The organism is Sulfitobacter sp. AS59, assembly GCF_038899995.1.
GTDB lineage: Bacteria > Pseudomonadota > Alphaproteobacteria > Rhodobacterales > Rhodobacteraceae > Sulfitobacter.
Window position 1 is genome coordinate 204,938 of sequence record NZ_JBBMQK010000006.1, and the last position, 16,735, is coordinate 221,672.

Here is a 16,735-nt window from a genome sequence, read left to right on the forward strand (position 1 = left end):
AGGGGAGATCCTTTTGGCATGGGTGTTTTCGCGTCGTTTTAACCTGCGGGGGGCAGGATGAAAAGTGTTCAGGCTATGTCTTTGACTTTGCGCTCGCGCCAGACGGTATACATGCCCGAGGCGACAATGATCGCGGCCCCAACATAGGTCAGCAGATCGGGACGTTCGCCAAAAACCATGATGCCGATCACGATGGCAAACAGCAGACGCGAATAGCGAAACGGGGTGACAAAGCTGATCTCGCCCACGCGCATGGCCGCGACGATCCCGTAATAGGCAATCATCCCGATGCTCAGCGCCGACACCATATAAGCGCATTGCAGAACCGTCATCGGGACGAAAAACGTATCCGTCGCAAACATATGAAGCACCCCGGTGGGGACCAATGCCAGAAACGCCAAGAACGACAGCTGAAAGCTTGATGTGTGCTTGGGAACGCGCCTAGTTGCCAGATCACGCATGGACAGGCCAATAACACCGACCACGGCCAGCAATGACAGCGCTTCAAAGCTTGCCATGCCGGGGCGAATGATCAAAAGCACACCAAACAACCCGACCAGGATCGCGCTCCACCGGCGCCAGCCGACAGGATCGCCCAGAAACAGCGCCGCGCCCAAGGTGACGGCCAAGGGCGTCGCCTGCAAAATCGCCGAGGCCGAGGAAATGGGGGTTAATACGATTGCGGAGACAAAGCCCAAGGTGCCGACGATTTCGCCCAATGCGCGCAGCATAATGGGCCGCGTTAGCATGGACCGCTCAAGCAACGGTTGCGCCTTGATCCGAACGACCAGACCGAAACAGATCGCACCGCCTAACCCCAGCAGGAACAAAATCTGGCCAATCGGAATATCATCGCCCATCAATTTGATGAACATGTCCTCAAAGGCGAAACCCAGCATCGAAAAGACCATGATGATCGCGCCGCGCAGATTGTCCATTTGTCCAAGCCTTTCAAATCATTCCGTCGATCCATGCCGATTTGACAGGCAATGTGCAAGCGTCGTAGCAGCCGGTGATGCCCTTGGCGGGGCAGGCAGTGGGACGTTGTGGCGTTCACCATAGTTTGCCGCAAGGCGTTGACTTTGCCCGCCGATGCGCCCATCTAGCGTCCAAGCGATGCCTTCTGCCGCGTGAGCAGTCAGCCCTTTGGTCACATCGACCATCATATAGCTGAGACATAAAGGCCGCCGATGTTCCCAAAATCACGCGTGGGGCCAAGCGCAACAGACAGGGTATTGGCATTAGGCCGTCCCCTGCGATCTGCTTTGCGTCCCTCGCGGTTTAGCCCCTTTTGGGGTGCCGCGTGATTTAGACGGGTCCAGCGCTTTTGCTGCGGCCCTTGGAAAGACGATATACATGAGCGATTTTGAAATGATGGGCCTGCCGCGCCGTTTGGTCAAAGCATTGACCAACATGGGCATGACGGACCCGACACCTATTCAAAAACAAGCGATCCCACATGCGATGAACGGCCGCGACGTGATGGGCCTTGCCCAGACCGGCACCGGTAAAACGGCCGCCTTTGGCGTGCCATTGGTTGCACAAATGTTGGAAATGGAAGCCCGCCCCGAACCGCGCACCGTGCGCGGCCTAGTGCTGGCCCCGACCCGTGAGCTGGCCAACCAGATCATGGAAAACCTGAAAGGCTTCTGCGAAGGCACGCAGCTGAAAACCATGATGGTTGTGGGCGGTCAGTCGATCAACCCACAGATCAAACGCATGGAACGTGGCGTTGATTTGCTGGTGGCCACACCAGGCCGCCTGCTTGACCTGATGGACCGCCGCGCGGTGCTGCTGCACAAAACTTCGTTTCTGGTGCTGGACGAAGCCGACCAGATGCTGGACATGGGCTTTATCCACGACCTGCGCAAAATCGCATCCGTGCTGCCCAAAGAACGCCAAACCATGCTGTTCTCGGCCACCATGCCCAAACTGATGAACGAGATCGCAAACAGCTATCTGATCAGTCCGATCCGCATCGAAGTGTCGCCTCCCGGCAAAGCCGCTGACAAAGTCACCCAAGAGGTGCACTTTATCGCCAAAGCCGAGAAAAAATCGCTGCTGATCGAATTGCTGGGCAAGCATACCGAAGAACGCGCATTGGTCTTTGGCCGCACAAAACACGGCTGCGAAAAGCTGATGAAGGATCTGGTCAAGGCCGGTTTCAAAGCCGCCTCGATCCATGGCAACAAAAGCCAGGGCCAACGGGACCGCGCCATTGAGGCGTTCAAAAAAGGCGATGTAACCGTCTTGGTTGCTACCGATGTGGCGGCACGCGGGTTGGACATTCCGGATGTGAAACACGTCTATAACTACGAATTGCCCAACGTCCCCGACAACTATGTGCACCGGATCGGTCGTACGGCACGCGCTGGCAAAGATGGCGCTGCGATTGCCTTTTGCGCCCCTGATGAAATGGGCGAATTGAAAGACATCCAAAAGACGATGAAAATCTCGATCCCTGTGGCCTCGGGCCGCCCATGGGAGGCAATTGACGAACCCGCCAAGCCAAAAGGTGGCCGCGGTCGTGGTCGCGGCGGACGCCCAGGTGGCGGTGGTGGCCGTCCCGGTGGTAACGGCGGTGGCGGTAATGGCGGCGGCGAGGGCAAGCCAGCAGGCGCATCCCGGCGTCGGCGCAAGCCCGGTGGCGGCGGCAAACCCGGCGGCCAGCGCGCAGCGTGATCTCACCTTTACGTAAACTGACGATCGGCATTCTTTATGTCGCGGTGGCGCTGCTAGTTGCAGTGCCACCCGTCTACATTATGGGGCGTCCCGCATCCTGTGCTGTCCCGCCCTGCGGATTCTCGTCCAGCATGCTGTTCAAGGGGGATATCATCCTGCTTTGGCTGCTGCCCTTCAGCATTGCAGCCGTGCTACTGGCGCTGGCGTTCCGGCTGAAAACCACCCGCTGATCGCTTTCCAAATGGACTAAAATCCTCGCCCGAAGGGCGAAACCAGCGCGCTTTGCTGCACAAGCCTACGCTGATGGTTCGCGCACCGCCGCGTCTCTTTTGGCAAGCTGCCCCATCCGAAGCATCAGTAGAAAACCGGCTGCTGCCAGCGCCAGCACCGACGTGATCAACAGATCAATATCGCCGTCGAACATCAACCCGATGGGGGATGCGATCAGCGCTGCCAGCACGGTCGATACCGCACCAATCACCGACGCGGCCATGCCTGCGATATGGCCCATCGGCTCCATCGCCAAGGCGCTTAGATTGCCCAAGACCAGCCCGGCTTGGAAAAACAACGACACCTGCCAGATCATGTAAAAGCCAAAGCCAAGCGGATCGGGCAGATTGTCCAGCCCCGCAAACAGCATGATTGCAGATAGAACGATCTGCGCGCCAAGGGTCAGCGTCACAATCCGCTGCATGCCCAAACGCACCACCAACATTGCGTTAATCAGGCTGGAACAACCCGATATCAATGCAATAACCCCAAACCACAACGGAAAGCTGTCGGCGCGGTCATAGACCTGATCGAATATGGGCTGTACCAACATTAATGTGGCAAAGAGGATGGACATGGCCAGCGTTTGCACCGCGATTGACAGCCGCACCATGGGGTTGCTGAAAATCTCGACAATCGCTTTCCACAAAAGGCCGATGCGCATGGGGCGGCGGTCTTTGACTGCCAAGGTTTCAGGCAGCCGTATCCGCATCCACAGCGTAGAAATGACCGAGAACACGACAAAGCTGACAAAGATACCGCGCCAGCTGGAATAGTGAATGATGACCGCGCCCAATGCGGGGGCAAAGGCAGGCACCATAACAAAGATCATCATCGCAAAGGACATGATCCGCGCCATCTGACGCCCGGAATACAGGTCGCGGATAATCGCAAGCGACACGATACGCGGACCGGCGGCCCCCAGCCCCTGTACCACACGTGCGGCCAGCATCACCTCCAGCGACTGGCTGGCCCAGGCAAGGACCGTTCCCGCGATATAAAGAGCAGCCCCACAGTACACGATGTTCTTGCGGCCATAAGCATCCGACAGCGGCCCGGTAAAGAAGGTCCCAAGGCCAAGGCCAAAGATAAACGCTGTCAGGATCAGGGGGACACGCTCGGGCGTGGCGGGGGCCAACTCGGCGGCGATTTGGGGCACGGCGGGCAGCATTGCGTCGGTGGAAAACGCAATCGTGGCAAAGAGCATTGCAATCAGAGCCACAAATTCAGCGCTGGACATGGGGAAGTCAGGTCTGTCTGATTGCATTCGTGCTGCTCCTAGGAGGTAGAGCGGCAAAATGCGCCCGTTGATTCACGTTTAACGAGCATCAAGGGGCAGTGCAATGCGGTGATTTATCAGGCAGATTTAAGGGTGGTTTCGGGCCAGCTTTGAACCGGCGCATCGGGCACATGCAGCACCTGCACAATATCGTGCAAATCGTCCGCATGCGCAGGGTCCCCGCTGCGCAGGGCCAGCACGGAAATGTTGTAGTTCACGATGTCGGTCCGGCGTTGATCCCAGCTCTCCAACGCGATCACCCGCGTCACATAACGGCAGCTTTCCAGAACCGCGCGCCTTGTTTCAAAGGGGATCACCGGCTTTTGCCCCATTTGCGCGCAAAACGCATCGGTGGCACAGCCCACGATTAATTCGCTACCCAAGCTGGACAGCTGTACCAGCAGTTTTGCATGGGTTGTGCGAAATCCGTCAAAGCAGCCATAGGTCAACACGCTGCGCGACCGCTGTCCTGTTTTCTCGATGAAAGAGGGCGCAACCTGCACCCGGCTATGCACCCGAAAGGGTGGTGTTGATTGTTCTAACATGACTGCCCGCTCGTTTTTTGAACTGGGGTCTTTGCCCCGTTTGTAGCGGTGATTCTAGGCGGGCTGGCCAGTAAAGGCAAAGTGTTTCTGCGGGGTTAGCTGCGGTTCAGGAATTATCGGTTTGCTGGCGCAAATCGGCCAGCACCTGTTTCCACAGCTCGGGCGGCTGTGCACCGGGCACGGCATGTTTGCCCCCAACAATAAATGTCGGAACAGAACTGATGCCCATCTTACGGCTATGGTCGTCGCGGTCGCGAATGTCTTGGGCATCTGAATCCGACGCCAGCAAACGTCTGACCACAGACGCATCCATCTCGATCCCATCGGCAATATCGGCCAAAATTTCGGCATCACCAATGTCGCGGGCATCGACAAAGTACGCCTTGAACAACGCCGATACGGCAGCGGTCTGACGCCCTTCGATACCTGCCCAATGGATCAGGCGGTGTGCATCCAGCGTATTGGGCGTGCGCTTCATGTCCTCAAAGTTGATGGTCAAACCGGCTTTCTTCGCATGCTCCACCACGGGGGCATAGGCTTTGACCGCACCTTCTTTGCCGCCGAATTTGCCTTCCAGATAGGCGCGGCGGTCCATGCCTTCGGCGGGCATGTCGGGGTTCAGTTGAAACGGGTGCCATTCAATCACGAACGGGTGGTCCGGCTCTGACGCCAAGGCGCGGTCCAGATGGGCCTTGCCGATATAGCACCACGGGCAAATCGGGTCGGACATGATATCAAGCTTGATCGTCTCAGTCATTTTGCGCCTCATAGCCCGCGCGCAGGGCGCGGCGCAGCAATTTGCCGTTTGCCCCCATTGGCAGTTCGGGCAGATGAACATAAAGACGCGGCTGTTTATAGCGCGCCAGATTTTCTTGTGCATAAAGCGCCAGTGCCGCTTCGTCCAGCGGGGTGTCTGCGGTGTAAAACGCCGCAATCACGGTCACGTCGGCACGTACCGTCACCTCGGTCGCGCCAATGGCTGTAATATCGGGATACTGGGCCAGCTTTTGTTCAACCTCGATGGGCGACACCCGAAAGCCGCCCGCATTCATCATATCATCATTGCGGCCCAGATAGGTGATCTGCCCATCCGGCCCCATAATCCCCTGATCGCCGGTCATAAACCAGCCATCCTGAAACTTCTCTGCGGTTTGATCCGGCGCGCCGAAATACCCCAACATCAGGCCGGGGTCAGTCTTATAAACGGCAATCGTGCCTTCGGTACCATAGGGGACGGGGCCATCAGGCCCAATGATTGCCACGCGCCGCCCCGCTTGGGGGTATCCCAAGGATCCATCGGGGGCCGGATGCGCAGGCGATCCTGACAGGAACGTCGAACATTCCGACATGCCATAGGCCTCGAATATCTGCGTGCGGCTGGCCGCTTGCCACGCATGGCGCAGGGCCTCGGGCAGTTTCTCTCCTGCGCTCAGACCATGGCGCAGGCTGGGGATGTCGATGCTGTCATTATGTTTCAGGATCTGCCGGTAAACGCCCGGTGCCGCTGCAAACAGGCTCGCATTCTCTTGCCGCATCATCTTTGGCAGATCGCCGGCACCAGTGCCCGCCGCAGGGATCAGCGCAGTGGCCCCCATGGTCCAGGGGTCCATCAACCCGGCGCCCAATGTATAGGTCCAATTGAACGCACCGGCATGCATCACGCGGTCGGAATCGTGCAGGTCGTACCATCCGTCAAACATCATCTGCCGTGCCCAGATCGCGCGGTGCGCGTGCATGACAGCGCTCGGCTTGCCCGATGTGCCAGAGGTATAGATGATATATCCCAACCGCTCCGGATCGCCCATGTGCCACGCGGCGGGCGGCAGGTCGCGCATGGCCCGCAAGGCGCTCACATCAACCACGCCAGCACCCTTTGGGCAGGGCACGAGCGGATCGTTCAAGATCGCCTTGGGCCGCAATGTGTCAATGATCGCAGCCACTTCCGACTCGGTCAGCGCGGCGGCGGTGGGGACGGGTACCAACCCAGCCGCCAAAGCGCCCAGATAGGCCAGCGGAAAATCAACCGTATTGCCAAGCCGCATCAAAACGATATCGCCGGGCACCAGCCCAAGCGCCAAAAGCCCCGTTGCCGTGCCCCGTACTGCGCTTTCAAGGGCGCGGTAACTCCAACGCTCGGACCCGTCCGGCCCGATAATAAGCAACGCCGATTTATCGCCCAGCCGGTCTGCTTTGGCCAGCACATGTGCCGCCATATTAAACGGCGCGGGGCAGGGCGCATATCCATCTGAGGGGGACAGTGACAACATGGCCCATCGCTAGCGCGGGTTCCGGCCCGTTGCAAGCCGCAGGACCGGGCGATATACGCAATATATGACAGAGCAAGCGCCCAAATCGATGATCCAGATCGCCCGCGAAAGTGGCGAAACCGAAACCGCGCCCCCCGTTGATCTGGGCGCGCGCGTGCGCGAACTGCGCAAGGCGCGCAATTGGACGCTGGAACAGGCCGCCAATCAGGCAGGGCTGGCACGCTCGACCCTCAGCAAGATCGAAAACGGCCAGATGTCGCCCACTTATGATGCGCTGAAAAAGCTTGCTGTCGGGCTCGAGATTTCTGTACCGCAACTGTTCACCCCGCCCTCAGCCGGCCAGATCAACGGCCGCATGTCGGTGACCAAATCCGGCGACGGCACCAGCAAGGCCACAACAACCTATGAGCATGAATTGCTGGCAGATACTTTGCGCAAAAAGCAGATGCTGCCCTACCGCGCCCGTATCCGCGCCCGCAAGATGGAGGAATTCGACGGTTGGGTCCGCCATGATGGCGAAGAGTTTCTATATGTACTGACAGGCGTCGTGCGGCTTTACACCGAGTTTTACGAACCCGTCGAAATGCGCCGCGGCGACAGCGCCTATTACGATGCCACCATGGGCCACAACGTCGTCTCAACCAGCGACGAAGACGCAACAATCCTGTGGGTCACATCCCTGACCTAAACCGCGCCCAAGCTTCATTTTGCCAAATAAACTCTCCCCGAAGGGCCGTTCTGCGACTGGGTGCTAAAAAGGCTATTTCCCACTCACCGCTCAGCGTCTATCCACCAAACCTCGGGCATATAATTCGGTCCATCCCCATAAAGCGGCACATGATCGGGGTATTTCATCTCGGCGATATGGGCGATGCGGTCTTGGGTGAATTGCCAGAACGGCACCACATAGCGACCGGCAGTCAAAACCCGATCCAACGCGCGGGTCGCGGCGATGAAATCTTGCGTCGTGGTCGCATTCACCATTGTATCAATCATCGCATCAATCGCGGGGGATTTTACCCCCATCAAGTTTCGGCTTCCGGGCTGGTCCGCGGCGTCGGACCCCCAATAATACCGCTGCTCGTTGCCGGGGCTCAGCGACAGCGCCCGGCGAAAGATCGCCATGTCAAAATCGAACTCTGCATTGCGGGCCACGAATTGCGCGTCATCCACCGCCTCGACGGTGGCCTCAATACCAAGCCGCTTGAGCGCTTGAATATAAAGCTCGGCGATCGCCATATTCTCGGTGCTGCCCTTGGACATCAGAATGCGAAAGCTCAGCGGCTTGCCATTTGCATCGCGCATAATGCCCCCCTGCGCGGAATAGCCCGCCTCTTGCAGGGCCTTCATCGCAGCGCGAATGCCGTTGCGATTGCGCGCCGATCCGTCCGATACGGGCAAGGCATAGTCCTCCATCGCGCCTTGGGGCAGGCTGTCTTGGAACGGGGCCAGCAGCTCGGCCACGCGCCCCTCGGCCGGACCATGGGTCATGGCCAAGGGCGAGTTTGAGAAATACGAGGCAATCCGGGGCTGCGCGCCGCCGGTCAGCGTTTCATTGATATATTCAAAGTTGAACGCGGCAATCATGGCGTCGCGCACGCGGATATCGTCAAAGGGCGCGCGGCGGGTGTTCATGACAAAGCCGGTCATGCCCGATGGTTTCTTGTGGGCGAAGGTCGACTTTACGATATCGCCCCGCGTGACAGCGGGGAAATCATATTGGGTCGCCCAGGTTTCCGCGTTGAACTCCCGCAGGGCCGAGATTTCGCCGGCTTTAAATGCCTCGAACAGCACATTGGCATCCCCGTAAAAATCGAGCTTGATCTGATCGATATTATGGGTGCCGCGCCGAAACGGGACATCCTTGCCCCAATAATCAGGATTGCGGGTCAGGGTGACCTGCCGCCCGGCCTGATAATTCGTGACACTGTAAGGGCCGGATCCAAGCGGAATATCGGCCAAAGCGGCATTGGCAAAATCGCGCCCTTCCCACTGGGCCTTGCTCAGGATCGGGCGCATACCCGCCAGCAGCGCCAGTTCACGGTTTTCAGTGTTGAACGTCATACGGACGGTTCGGGGCCCGGTTTGGACGATGCTGTCAATCTGTGCGCGCAGCCCGTGATAGCGCGGGTGCCCCTCTGACCCCAGCATGTCGTAGCTAAAGATCACGTCCTCGACGGTGACGGGGCTGCCGTCAGAAAAACGCGCCTCGGGCCTGAGGGTGAATTCCACCCAAGAACGGTCCTGAGGCACCTCAACCGATTCGGCCAAAAGCCCGTATAGCGAGAACGGTTCGTCCCATGATCGCCCCATCAGCGTCTCGTGGGTGAAAAAAGCAAGCTGCCAGGGCGCGGTGCCTTTACGCACGAACGGATTAAGACTGTCAAAGCCGCCGGTGTTGCCCAAAACAATCGCGCCGCCTTTGGGCGCTTGCGGGTTCGCATAAGGGAGCGACACAAAATCCGGTGGTAGAGCAGGCGTGCCATACATAGATATCCCGTGCGCGGGCTCGGCTTGGGCTGCGGCCCCGAACAGAATCAGTGAAGAAACCGCCGCAACCGCCCGACAGGTTTGGAAAAAATTTGACACCATTTTCGAAACAATCCCGGTCTGCCCTTGTTTTATTACGCCAACTCTTAGCGGCGCTGCGGGGGCTAATCAAACTTTAAGCTTGGATTGCAGCAAAGGTTTGCGTATAAAGACCTTACTGCTCGATAGGTTTCTTGCCTGTATGAAACCTGCCTCAATAACTTAACGTCCGCTTCGTGCGGACGTTTTTTTTTGCCCGTTTTTGTTCCATCTAATCGAATCCCATTTTGGCCAAATCATGCCGCTTGGGTTTAATTAATCATTCCCATTGCCCGGGCTGCGTACCATGATGCAGTTGCAGAAACCGCAGGAGAACACCATGGCCTATAGCATCGACCTTTCACAAAAGACCGCCCTGATCACGGGGTCAAACTCGGGCATTGGCCTTGGCATCGCGTGGGCACTGGCACGGGCGGGCGCGGATGTTGTGTTGAACTCCTTCACCGACCGGGATGAAGACCACGCAATCGCTGAGGAGATCGCCAAAGAGACAGGCGTAACCGCGCGCTATATCAAGGCCGATATGTCCAAGGGCGACGAATGCCGCCAGTTCGTGACCGACGCAGGGCGCTGCGATATTCTGGTGAACAACGCGGGCATTCAACATGTGGCCCCGATCCCCGATTTTCCGGTGGAAAAATGGGACGCGATCATCGCCATCAACCTAAGCTCGGCGTTTCATACAACGGCAATGGCGCTGCCGATGATGCGCAAGGCAGGCTGGGGCCGGGTGGTGAATATCTCCTCCGCGCACGGGTTAACCGCGTCGCCCTATAAATCAGCCTATATCGCGGCAAAACATGGCATCATCGGGCTGACCAAAACCACAGCACTTGAGACCGCCAAGGAACCGATCACCAGCAATGCCATCTGCCCGGGCTATGTTTTGACCGACATCGTGGAAAAGCAGATCCCAGATACGATGAAGGAATACGGGATGAGCCGCGACGAAGTGATCAAAAACGTGATGCTTGAACGCCAACCCAGCAAAGAGTTCGCGACCGTGGAGCAACTGGGCGGCACGGCCACATTCCTGTGCTCGGACGCAGCGGCGCAAATCACCGGCACGACCGTCAGCGTCGATGGTGGCTGGACCGCGCTATAAGAACTTTTATGCCTTCTTCGAGGATATTTGAAAGCCAGAGAATATAGGACCGGCCCACGGCTTCTCTGGCTCTTAAATATCCCCGCCGGAGGCGGTCTTTCTTGAAACGGGGCGGGGCGATCCAATGGTGAAGAAACAGATAAATCTGGCCTTGCAAGGCGGCGGCGCGCATGGGGCCTATACGTGGGGTGTCCTTGATCGGCTGCTGGAAGAGGACGATCTGGAAATTTCAGCGATCTCTGGCACTTCTGCGGGTGCTTTGAACGGGGCCGCGCTGAAGGCTGGGATGATTTCCGGGGGACGTCAGGGCGCACGCGATAACCTCGACTGGCTTTGGCAGAAAGTATCCGGCGTCGGCGAAAGCCAGCTGTCGGGTTGGCTGGCCCCTTTCGGTGTTGCGGCAATCAGCCGGGCGATGGAATACAGCTGGCATAGTGCTGTCAGCACTGCGATGACCCAGATCGTATCGCCCTATGCCTATGGTCCCGCCTATAAGAACCCGCTGCGCGAAATTGTGGAAAAGTTCAATTATGATCTGGTGTGCGGGCAGGATGCGCCCCGGCTGTTTGTTGGTGCGACCAAGGTGCGCGACGGCAAGATTAAGGTTTTCGAGGGGGACGAGATTGGCCCCGATGCATTACTGGCCTCTGCCTGTCTGCCCACCTTGTTTCAGGCCGTGGATATTCCAGACCCCGTAACCGGCAAGTCAGAGGCCTATTGGGACGGTGGCTATACCGGTAATCCGGCGTTGTTTCCCTTGTACACCCGTAATTTGCCGCCTGATATTGTCATTATCAACATCAATCCGCTCGAGCGGGCGGATCTGCCGAAAACCCCGATGGAGATTCAGAACCGGATCAACGAGATCAGCTTTAACTCCAGCTTGTTGCGCGAATTGCGGGCCATCGAATTTGTGCAGCGGTTGTTGGACACAGGCCGGATCGAAGAAGGGCAGATGAACCGCGTCTATATTCACATGATTGCCGATGACGATCTGATGTCCAAGCTGTCGACCGCGACCAAAACCGTGCCAAACCCGGCGGTGATTTCTGCGCTTAGGGCGGCGGGCCGTGCATCAGCCGCGCGGTTTTTAACCCGTGATATCGATCATGTGGGCAAGCGCAGTTCGGTCGATTTGAAAGCGATGTTCAGCTAGGCTTGATCGGGGCCGGTCGCTTGGTCTGGCCATCGACGGGCAGCGGGCGGTCGGGCGGATAGACAAGCCCCGCCGAGATGACCAGCTTGGCTGCGTCTTCGACAGACATATCCAGCTCGATCACGTCTTTGCGGGGAAAGAACAGCAAAAAACCCGACGTGGGGTTCGGGGTGGTGGGAATGAAAACGCCGACCAGTTCTTTTTCAATCCCGGCATGGCGGGCGACTTCGCCCTTGGCCGAGATTGAGATAAAGCCAAGCGCCCAAGCGCCTGCGCGCGGGTATTCCACCATACAGGCTGTTTCAAAGCTGCGTTCGCTTTGGGCGAAAATCGTCTCGGAAATCTGTTTGATGCCTGAATAGATCGTGCGCACGACCGGTGTGCGCTGCACCAGCCCTTCGGCAAAGCGGATAAAGGACCGTCCGATGATGCCCTTGGCCAGCCATCCCACGATGATGGTGAACAGCAAAAAGATGATCACGCCAATGCCGCGTACGTTGATCTGCGCCGACGGGTCCAGCCCGAAATAGGTCTGGATCAGGCGGTCGGGGTGATAGGCCAGCGGCACCATGGGCAGCACAATGCCATCAATCCAGCCGATCACTGTCCAGATCAGCCATATGGTCAGGCCAACCGGGGCAATCACCACCAAACCCGTCAGGAACGACCCGCGCAGCCGCGCAAAAAGCGTCCGCTTTGGCGCATGCGGCGGGGGTGGAGGCGAAAATGGCGTGTTCATTAGCGTGTTTTTCTTCCCAATCATTCCATTTCAGAGCTAAGTGCTTTGCTCGGCTGCTACAATGGAGTGCGCATAAAATTTGGGCTTCAATTGCTGTTTGAGGCCAGTTCAGCCGCAATTTTGGACGCCAAACGGGCATTATTGCGCACCAGCGCGATATTCGCGGTCAGCGAACGCCCCTTGGTCAGCTCAAATATCCGCTGAAGCAGATAGGGCGTGACGGATTTACCGCTGATCCCGTGGGCGATTGCGTCGCTTTGGGCCGTGGCGATGATCGGGGCCAGCTCGGCAGCTGCGATTTCATCGGCTGCTGGGATCGGATTGGCAACCAGCTGACCGCCGGGCAGGCCCAGTTGCGCACGCATGCCATGGGCCGCTGCGATCTGTGCAGGGTCATCCATGCGCAAGGGTGATTTCAGCGGCGAGGTGCTGCTCCAGAACGCGGGAAAGCTGTCTTGGCCGACGGTGATGACCGGCACGCCTTGGGTTTCCAGCACTTCAAGGGTTTTTGCCACGTCCAAGATCGCCTTGGCCCCGGCGGCAACCACGGTGACGGGGGTTTGGGCGAGCTCAAGCAAATCGGCAGAGATGTCGAATGTGTCTTCAGCCCCTTTATGCACGCCGCCGATGCCGCCTGTGGCGAAGACGGCGATGCCCGCCAGATGCGCCGCGATCATCGTGGCGGCGACGGTTGTGGCACCCGTGCCGCCCGTGGCAATGCAGGCGGCCATGTCTGCACGCGACAGTTTGGCGACGCCTTTGGCTTGGGCCAGTTGGCTCAGTTGCGCATCCTCGAGCCCGATATGAAGCTGGCCGTCGATCACGGCGATTGTGGCCGGTGTTGCACCGGCGGCGCGCACGTCGGCCTCGACCTGACGGGCGACCTCGAGGTTTTGCGGATAGGGCATGCCGTGGGTGATGATTGTGCTTTCAAGCGCCACAATCGGGGTGCCTTTGCTATGGGCGGTGGCAACTTCTTGAGAGCGATGTAGCGTGATCATATTTTGGTTTCTCCGGAAACATATTGTGCAGCAGCAGCAAGGGCTTGGCTCAGGGCGGTATCCGCCGCAGCGCCATGGATTTCAGCCGCGATATGGGCCGCCATAAAGGTATCGCCAGCGCCCGTCACACGGGTGACAGAGACGGCGGGCGGGGTTTGGGTGATCAGGCCGCTTGATTGGCCCACGGTCGCAGGATTGCCGCCATCCGTGACGACAGCCCGCACGGCACCGCGTTCAAGCAAGGCCGCAGCCGCATCGCGAGAGGTATCAAAGGCGGTTTGGCACAGCAGCCCGGCCTCTTCGAGGTTCACATAAAGCGTACCACGTTTGGCTTGGATAAACGGGCTTAGGCGCATCGCCTTGCCGGGGCTGGCGGGGGCCACACGCAAATCTGCCTCGGTCAGCAGCGGGCTGCGGGCCATTTCGGCCAGCAGATCAAGGGTCAGGTTGCCATCAAGGGCGACCGTCCCGCGATAGGGCGAGGGCAGGGACCCATCGGCAAAGGGGCGCAGGATCTTGCTGCCCGCAGCCTCAAGCGAGTGGGCATCCGCGATGGCGGCGATCAGGCCATTGGTGCCTTCAATCGCCATATAACGGTCAGTGGGCAGGTCGTCTGATCGATAAACGAAATTAGTGTTCAAGCCACGCAATTGGCAGGCTGCAATCAATTCGTCACCTTCGGGGTCACGGCCCACGGCGCTGATCAGCGCAGGCGACAGGCCAAATCGGGCCAGCGCCATCGCGATGTTCAGGGCAACGCCGCCGGGCAGCCGTGTGATCCGGCCGGGCATGTCCGACCCCAGCCGCATTTGTGTTTCAGCGCGCCCGATGATGTCCCACAGGACCGATCCGATGCAAAGTATATCTGGTGTATTTGTCATAGCGCCCGTTCTGCCCAGACCTGCGCCGGGGCGCAAGCCCGGTTAGGCGATTGATGCGCCAAGATTGCGCGGATTAGTTCGGTACCGCAAAGGTAAGCGAGGCCCAAAGGCTTTCCCAATGCGGGCTTTTGTCTGTTTGGCCCGCATCTGCGGCCGGGCGCAGAACCACGGAATCCACCAGATAGGTCATGCCGGGTGACACCGGAAAGGTCAGATGCCCCTGATCGTCACTGCGGTACACGGTGACGATGGGCTTAATCTCGGCCGATTTCTCATAGACTTCGATCTGCACGTCGGGGCGCGGGGCCCCTTGATAGGTCAATGCGACCGTCATCATCCCGTCGAAATCCGCGTCATACGGGTTGGTCAGCGCGGTAAATTCGGTAGCAAGGCCCAGTTCGCGATCACTGCCACGGCCATCGCCAATCGCAATCAACGCTTTGGAGTGGCGGGTATAGCGTTCGCGCACCTTGTCTTGGGGATAGCCTGCAGCCAGATGTTCAGCCAAGGCATTTTTGAAATCCTTATGCTCGGTAAAGCCGACGAAGGTCTCCCAGTCTTTATAGGTGAGCGAGGACGGCGATGCCTCGTGCGCCACGATCAGCAGGCCGTCCCGTGGGGGCGCTGTGATCTGCAAAGCGGGGGAATCGCCCATGCGGCCCTGCACCGGCAGGGTCTCCCCCTCAAAGCTCAGGTCAAAGCGGTCGGTGCGGTTTGCGAAATACGCAAGGTTCGTGCCCTCGAAAAGCTGGCCGTTCTTAATGTTGGTTGTCAAATCCGCGCCGGGCTGTACTTGATATACCGGCGCTTCAAGCCAGTATTCATGGGCAGTGGCAGGCAGCGCGGCCAAACCAAGCGAGATTACAAGTGCGAGACGGGACAAAAACATGAAAAACACCTTATATGCTGTCATTCTAAAGCTGGTCTATGCGGTGCTTTTGTCAAGTGCGGTAACCGGTATGGCCCGCGCCCATGAGGTTGTTCCGACCATCGCAGATTTGACCGTGGCAGAGGGCGTCGCCGATCTGGTGCTGCGCGTGAACCTTGAGGCGTTGATGTCGGGCATTGATCTGGATGCGGTCGCCGACACCAATGATGCTGAAAACGCAGGCGATTATGACAGCCTGCGCGCCTTGCCCGCCGACCAGATCGCCGAGCGGGTGCCTGAACTGTTGGCCAGATGGAACGCCGCGCCCTTGCTGCGCGCAGATGGGGAGGCGGTAAAACTTACAACTGTGTCCGTCACCGTTCCCCAAGATGTGAATTCTGAGCTGCCGCGTATTTCGCAATGGGTGCTGCAAGGGCAGGTGCCATTGGATGCACGCGGTGTGGTGGTGGCGTGGCCTGCCGGGTCAGGGGCGATGGTTCTGCGCCAGCAGGGTGTCGATGAACCTTACACCGGATATCTGGAGGGCGGTTCGCAAAGCCCCGAGATCGAGCTGGCGGGCGGCGGTCAGGAAAGCGCGTGGCAGGCGTTTCTGACATATATCCCCGTCGGATTTGACCACATCTTGCCCAAGGGGCTGGATCATATCCTGTTCGTGCTGGGTCTGTTCTTTTTGTCGACACATCTGAAGCCGCTGATTTGGCAGGTATCGGCCTTTACCGCGGCGCATACCGTCACGCTGGCCCTTGGGGCGCTTGGGTTGGTGACGGTGCCGGGGTCGATTGTTGAGCCGCTGATCGCCGCCTCGATCGTCTATGTCGCGGTCGAGAATATCTTTACCTCGGGGTTAAATCCTTGGCGGCCTTTTGTAATTTTCGGCTTTGGTCTGCTGCACGGGTTAGGCTTTGCATCGGTTCTGGGCGAGTTTGGCCTGCCGAGCGATCAGTTTGTGCCTGCGCTGATCGGCTTTAACATCGGGGTCGAGATTGGCCAGTTGACGGTCATTGCGATTATGGCGCTTTGCGTCTGGCAAGCCTTGCGCGTGGCGCGGGGCGAAGGCGGCGCAGAGGGGGCCAAGCGGCTTTATGTCGGGCTGGCCGTCGCCGCCTTGGTGCTGTGCTTTGTGCCGATGCCCGATGTTGCCGCCGCACTCGAAGCACCTGTGCCACTGTTCTTGGTACCGCTGGCGTTGGTCTTTACCGCCTGTTTCCTATCGGTCCAGTTTAGGCAAACTGCAGACGCCTATCGGCGCTTTGTGGCGATCCCGGCGTCTGTCGGAATCGCGGCCGTGGGGGCCTATTGGTTCATCGAGCGGGTGTTTTTGTAACACCCGCC

16 protein-coding genes are annotated in these 16,735 nt (G+C 58.7%); 6 read left to right on the forward strand and 10 right to left on the reverse strand.

Annotation, left to right across the window (positions count from 1 at the left end; all coding sequences use genetic code 11):
* Nucleotides 1-68 precede the first annotated feature (68 nt).
* Nucleotides 69-938, reverse strand: a complete 870-nt coding sequence (locus WNY39_RS14495) for a DMT family transporter (RefSeq protein WP_342846586.1) — start codon at nucleotides 936-938, stop codon at nucleotides 69-71.
* A 418-nt stretch (nucleotides 939-1,356) separates the two neighbouring features.
* Here WNY39_RS14495 and WNY39_RS14500 point away from each other — a divergent pair, with 418 nt between their 5' ends.
* Together WNY39_RS14500 and WNY39_RS14505 are read left to right on the forward strand one after the other, a co-directional pair.
* The gene (locus tag WNY39_RS14500) at nucleotides 1,357-2,682 is read left to right on the forward strand and encodes a DEAD/DEAH box helicase (protein WP_341235333.1); all 1,326 of its coding nucleotides are present in this window, start codon (nucleotides 1,357-1,359) and stop codon (nucleotides 2,680-2,682) included.
* Nucleotides 2,679-2,912, forward strand: coding sequence for a hypothetical protein (locus WNY39_RS14505; protein ID WP_342846588.1), 234 nt, complete (start codon nucleotides 2,679-2,681; stop codon nucleotides 2,910-2,912). Before WNY39_RS14500 ends, WNY39_RS14505 begins: the two co-directional genes overlap by 4 nt.
* Before the next feature lie 65 nt (nucleotides 2,913-2,977).
* Here WNY39_RS14505 and WNY39_RS14510 read toward each other — a convergent pair whose 3' ends face one another.
* The 4 genes from WNY39_RS14510 to WNY39_RS14525 form a co-directional block, all read right to left on the reverse strand.
* The gene (locus WNY39_RS14510) at nucleotides 2,978-4,219 is read right to left on the reverse strand and encodes a multidrug effflux MFS transporter (protein WP_342846590.1); all 1,242 of its coding nucleotides are present in this window, start codon (nucleotides 4,217-4,219) and stop codon (nucleotides 2,978-2,980) included.
* Nucleotides 4,220-4,308: 89 nt separating this feature from the next.
* The gene (locus WNY39_RS14515) at nucleotides 4,309-4,776 is read right to left on the reverse strand and encodes an adenylyltransferase/cytidyltransferase family protein (RefSeq protein WP_342846592.1); all 468 of its coding nucleotides are present in this window, start codon (nucleotides 4,774-4,776) and stop codon (nucleotides 4,309-4,311) included.
* A gap of 106 nt (nucleotides 4,777-4,882) precedes the next feature.
* On the reverse strand, nucleotides 4,883-5,533 hold the full coding sequence (locus WNY39_RS14520; RefSeq protein WP_342846594.1) for a DsbA family oxidoreductase: 651 nt from the start codon (nucleotides 5,531-5,533) through the stop codon (nucleotides 4,883-4,885).
* Complete coding sequence (locus WNY39_RS14525; protein ID WP_342846596.1) at nucleotides 5,526-7,043, reverse strand: class I adenylate-forming enzyme family protein; 1,518 nt, start codon at nucleotides 7,041-7,043, stop codon at nucleotides 5,526-5,528. Before WNY39_RS14525 ends, WNY39_RS14520 begins: the two co-directional genes overlap by 8 nt.
* A gap of 64 nt (nucleotides 7,044-7,107) precedes the next feature.
* Here WNY39_RS14525 and WNY39_RS14530 point away from each other — a divergent pair, with 64 nt between their 5' ends.
* Nucleotides 7,108-7,731, forward strand: coding sequence for an XRE family transcriptional regulator (locus tag WNY39_RS14530; RefSeq protein ID WP_342846598.1), 624 nt, complete (start codon nucleotides 7,108-7,110; stop codon nucleotides 7,729-7,731).
* Nucleotides 7,732-7,814: 83 nt separating this feature from the next.
* Here the strand turns inward: WNY39_RS14530 and WNY39_RS14535 are convergent, their stop codons facing one another.
* On the reverse strand, nucleotides 7,815-9,533 hold the full coding sequence (locus tag WNY39_RS14535; RefSeq protein WP_342846600.1) for an extracellular solute-binding protein: 1,719 nt from the start codon (nucleotides 9,531-9,533) through the stop codon (nucleotides 7,815-7,817).
* A 418-nt stretch (nucleotides 9,534-9,951) separates the two neighbouring features.
* On the opposite strand from WNY39_RS14535, the gene WNY39_RS14540 reads away from it, so the two are divergent.
* Together WNY39_RS14540 and WNY39_RS14545 are read left to right on the forward strand one after the other, a co-directional pair.
* Complete coding sequence (locus WNY39_RS14540) at nucleotides 9,952-10,737, forward strand: 3-hydroxybutyrate dehydrogenase (protein ID WP_342846602.1); 786 nt, start codon at nucleotides 9,952-9,954, stop codon at nucleotides 10,735-10,737.
* A 124-nt stretch (nucleotides 10,738-10,861) separates the two neighbouring features.
* The gene (locus tag WNY39_RS14545) at nucleotides 10,862-11,893 is read left to right on the forward strand and encodes a patatin-like phospholipase family protein (protein ID WP_342846604.1); all 1,032 of its coding nucleotides are present in this window, start codon (nucleotides 10,862-10,864) and stop codon (nucleotides 11,891-11,893) included.
* On the opposite strand, the gene WNY39_RS14550 is transcribed toward WNY39_RS14545, so the two are convergent.
* The 4 genes from WNY39_RS14550 to WNY39_RS14565 all read right to left on the reverse strand — a co-directional run bounded on the left by WNY39_RS14550 (nucleotide 11,886) and on the right by WNY39_RS14565 (nucleotide 15,403).
* Nucleotides 11,886-12,632 carry a DUF502 domain-containing protein gene (locus WNY39_RS14550; RefSeq protein ID WP_342846606.1) on the reverse strand — a complete coding sequence of 249 codons (747 nt, stop codon included), beginning with the start codon at nucleotides 12,630-12,632 and terminating at the stop codon, nucleotides 11,886-11,888. The two genes, WNY39_RS14545 and WNY39_RS14550, sit on opposite strands and share 8 nt — an antisense overlap.
* Before the next feature lie 86 nt (nucleotides 12,633-12,718).
* Entirely contained in the window at nucleotides 12,719-13,633 is a 915-nt protein-coding gene (locus WNY39_RS14555) for a pseudouridine-5'-phosphate glycosidase (protein WP_341235322.1), read from the reverse strand.
* Complete coding sequence (locus tag WNY39_RS14560) at nucleotides 13,630-14,514, reverse strand: PfkB family carbohydrate kinase (protein WP_342846609.1); 885 nt, start codon at nucleotides 14,512-14,514, stop codon at nucleotides 13,630-13,632. Before WNY39_RS14560 ends, WNY39_RS14555 begins: the two co-directional genes overlap by 4 nt.
* Before the next feature lie 73 nt (nucleotides 14,515-14,587).
* Nucleotides 14,588-15,403: a DUF4198 domain-containing protein gene (locus WNY39_RS14565; RefSeq protein WP_342846611.1), complete on the reverse strand. Its 816-nt coding sequence runs from the start codon at nucleotides 15,401-15,403 to the stop codon at nucleotides 14,588-14,590.
* Between WNY39_RS14565 and WNY39_RS14570 the strand changes: the two genes are divergently transcribed.
* Nucleotides 15,402-16,727 (forward strand): HupE/UreJ family protein, encoded by a 1,326-nt coding sequence (locus tag WNY39_RS14570; protein WP_342846613.1) that lies wholly within the window; start codon nucleotides 15,402-15,404, stop codon nucleotides 16,725-16,727. The genes WNY39_RS14565 and WNY39_RS14570 overlap by 2 nt on opposite strands.
* Nucleotides 16,728-16,735 lie beyond the last annotated feature (8 nt).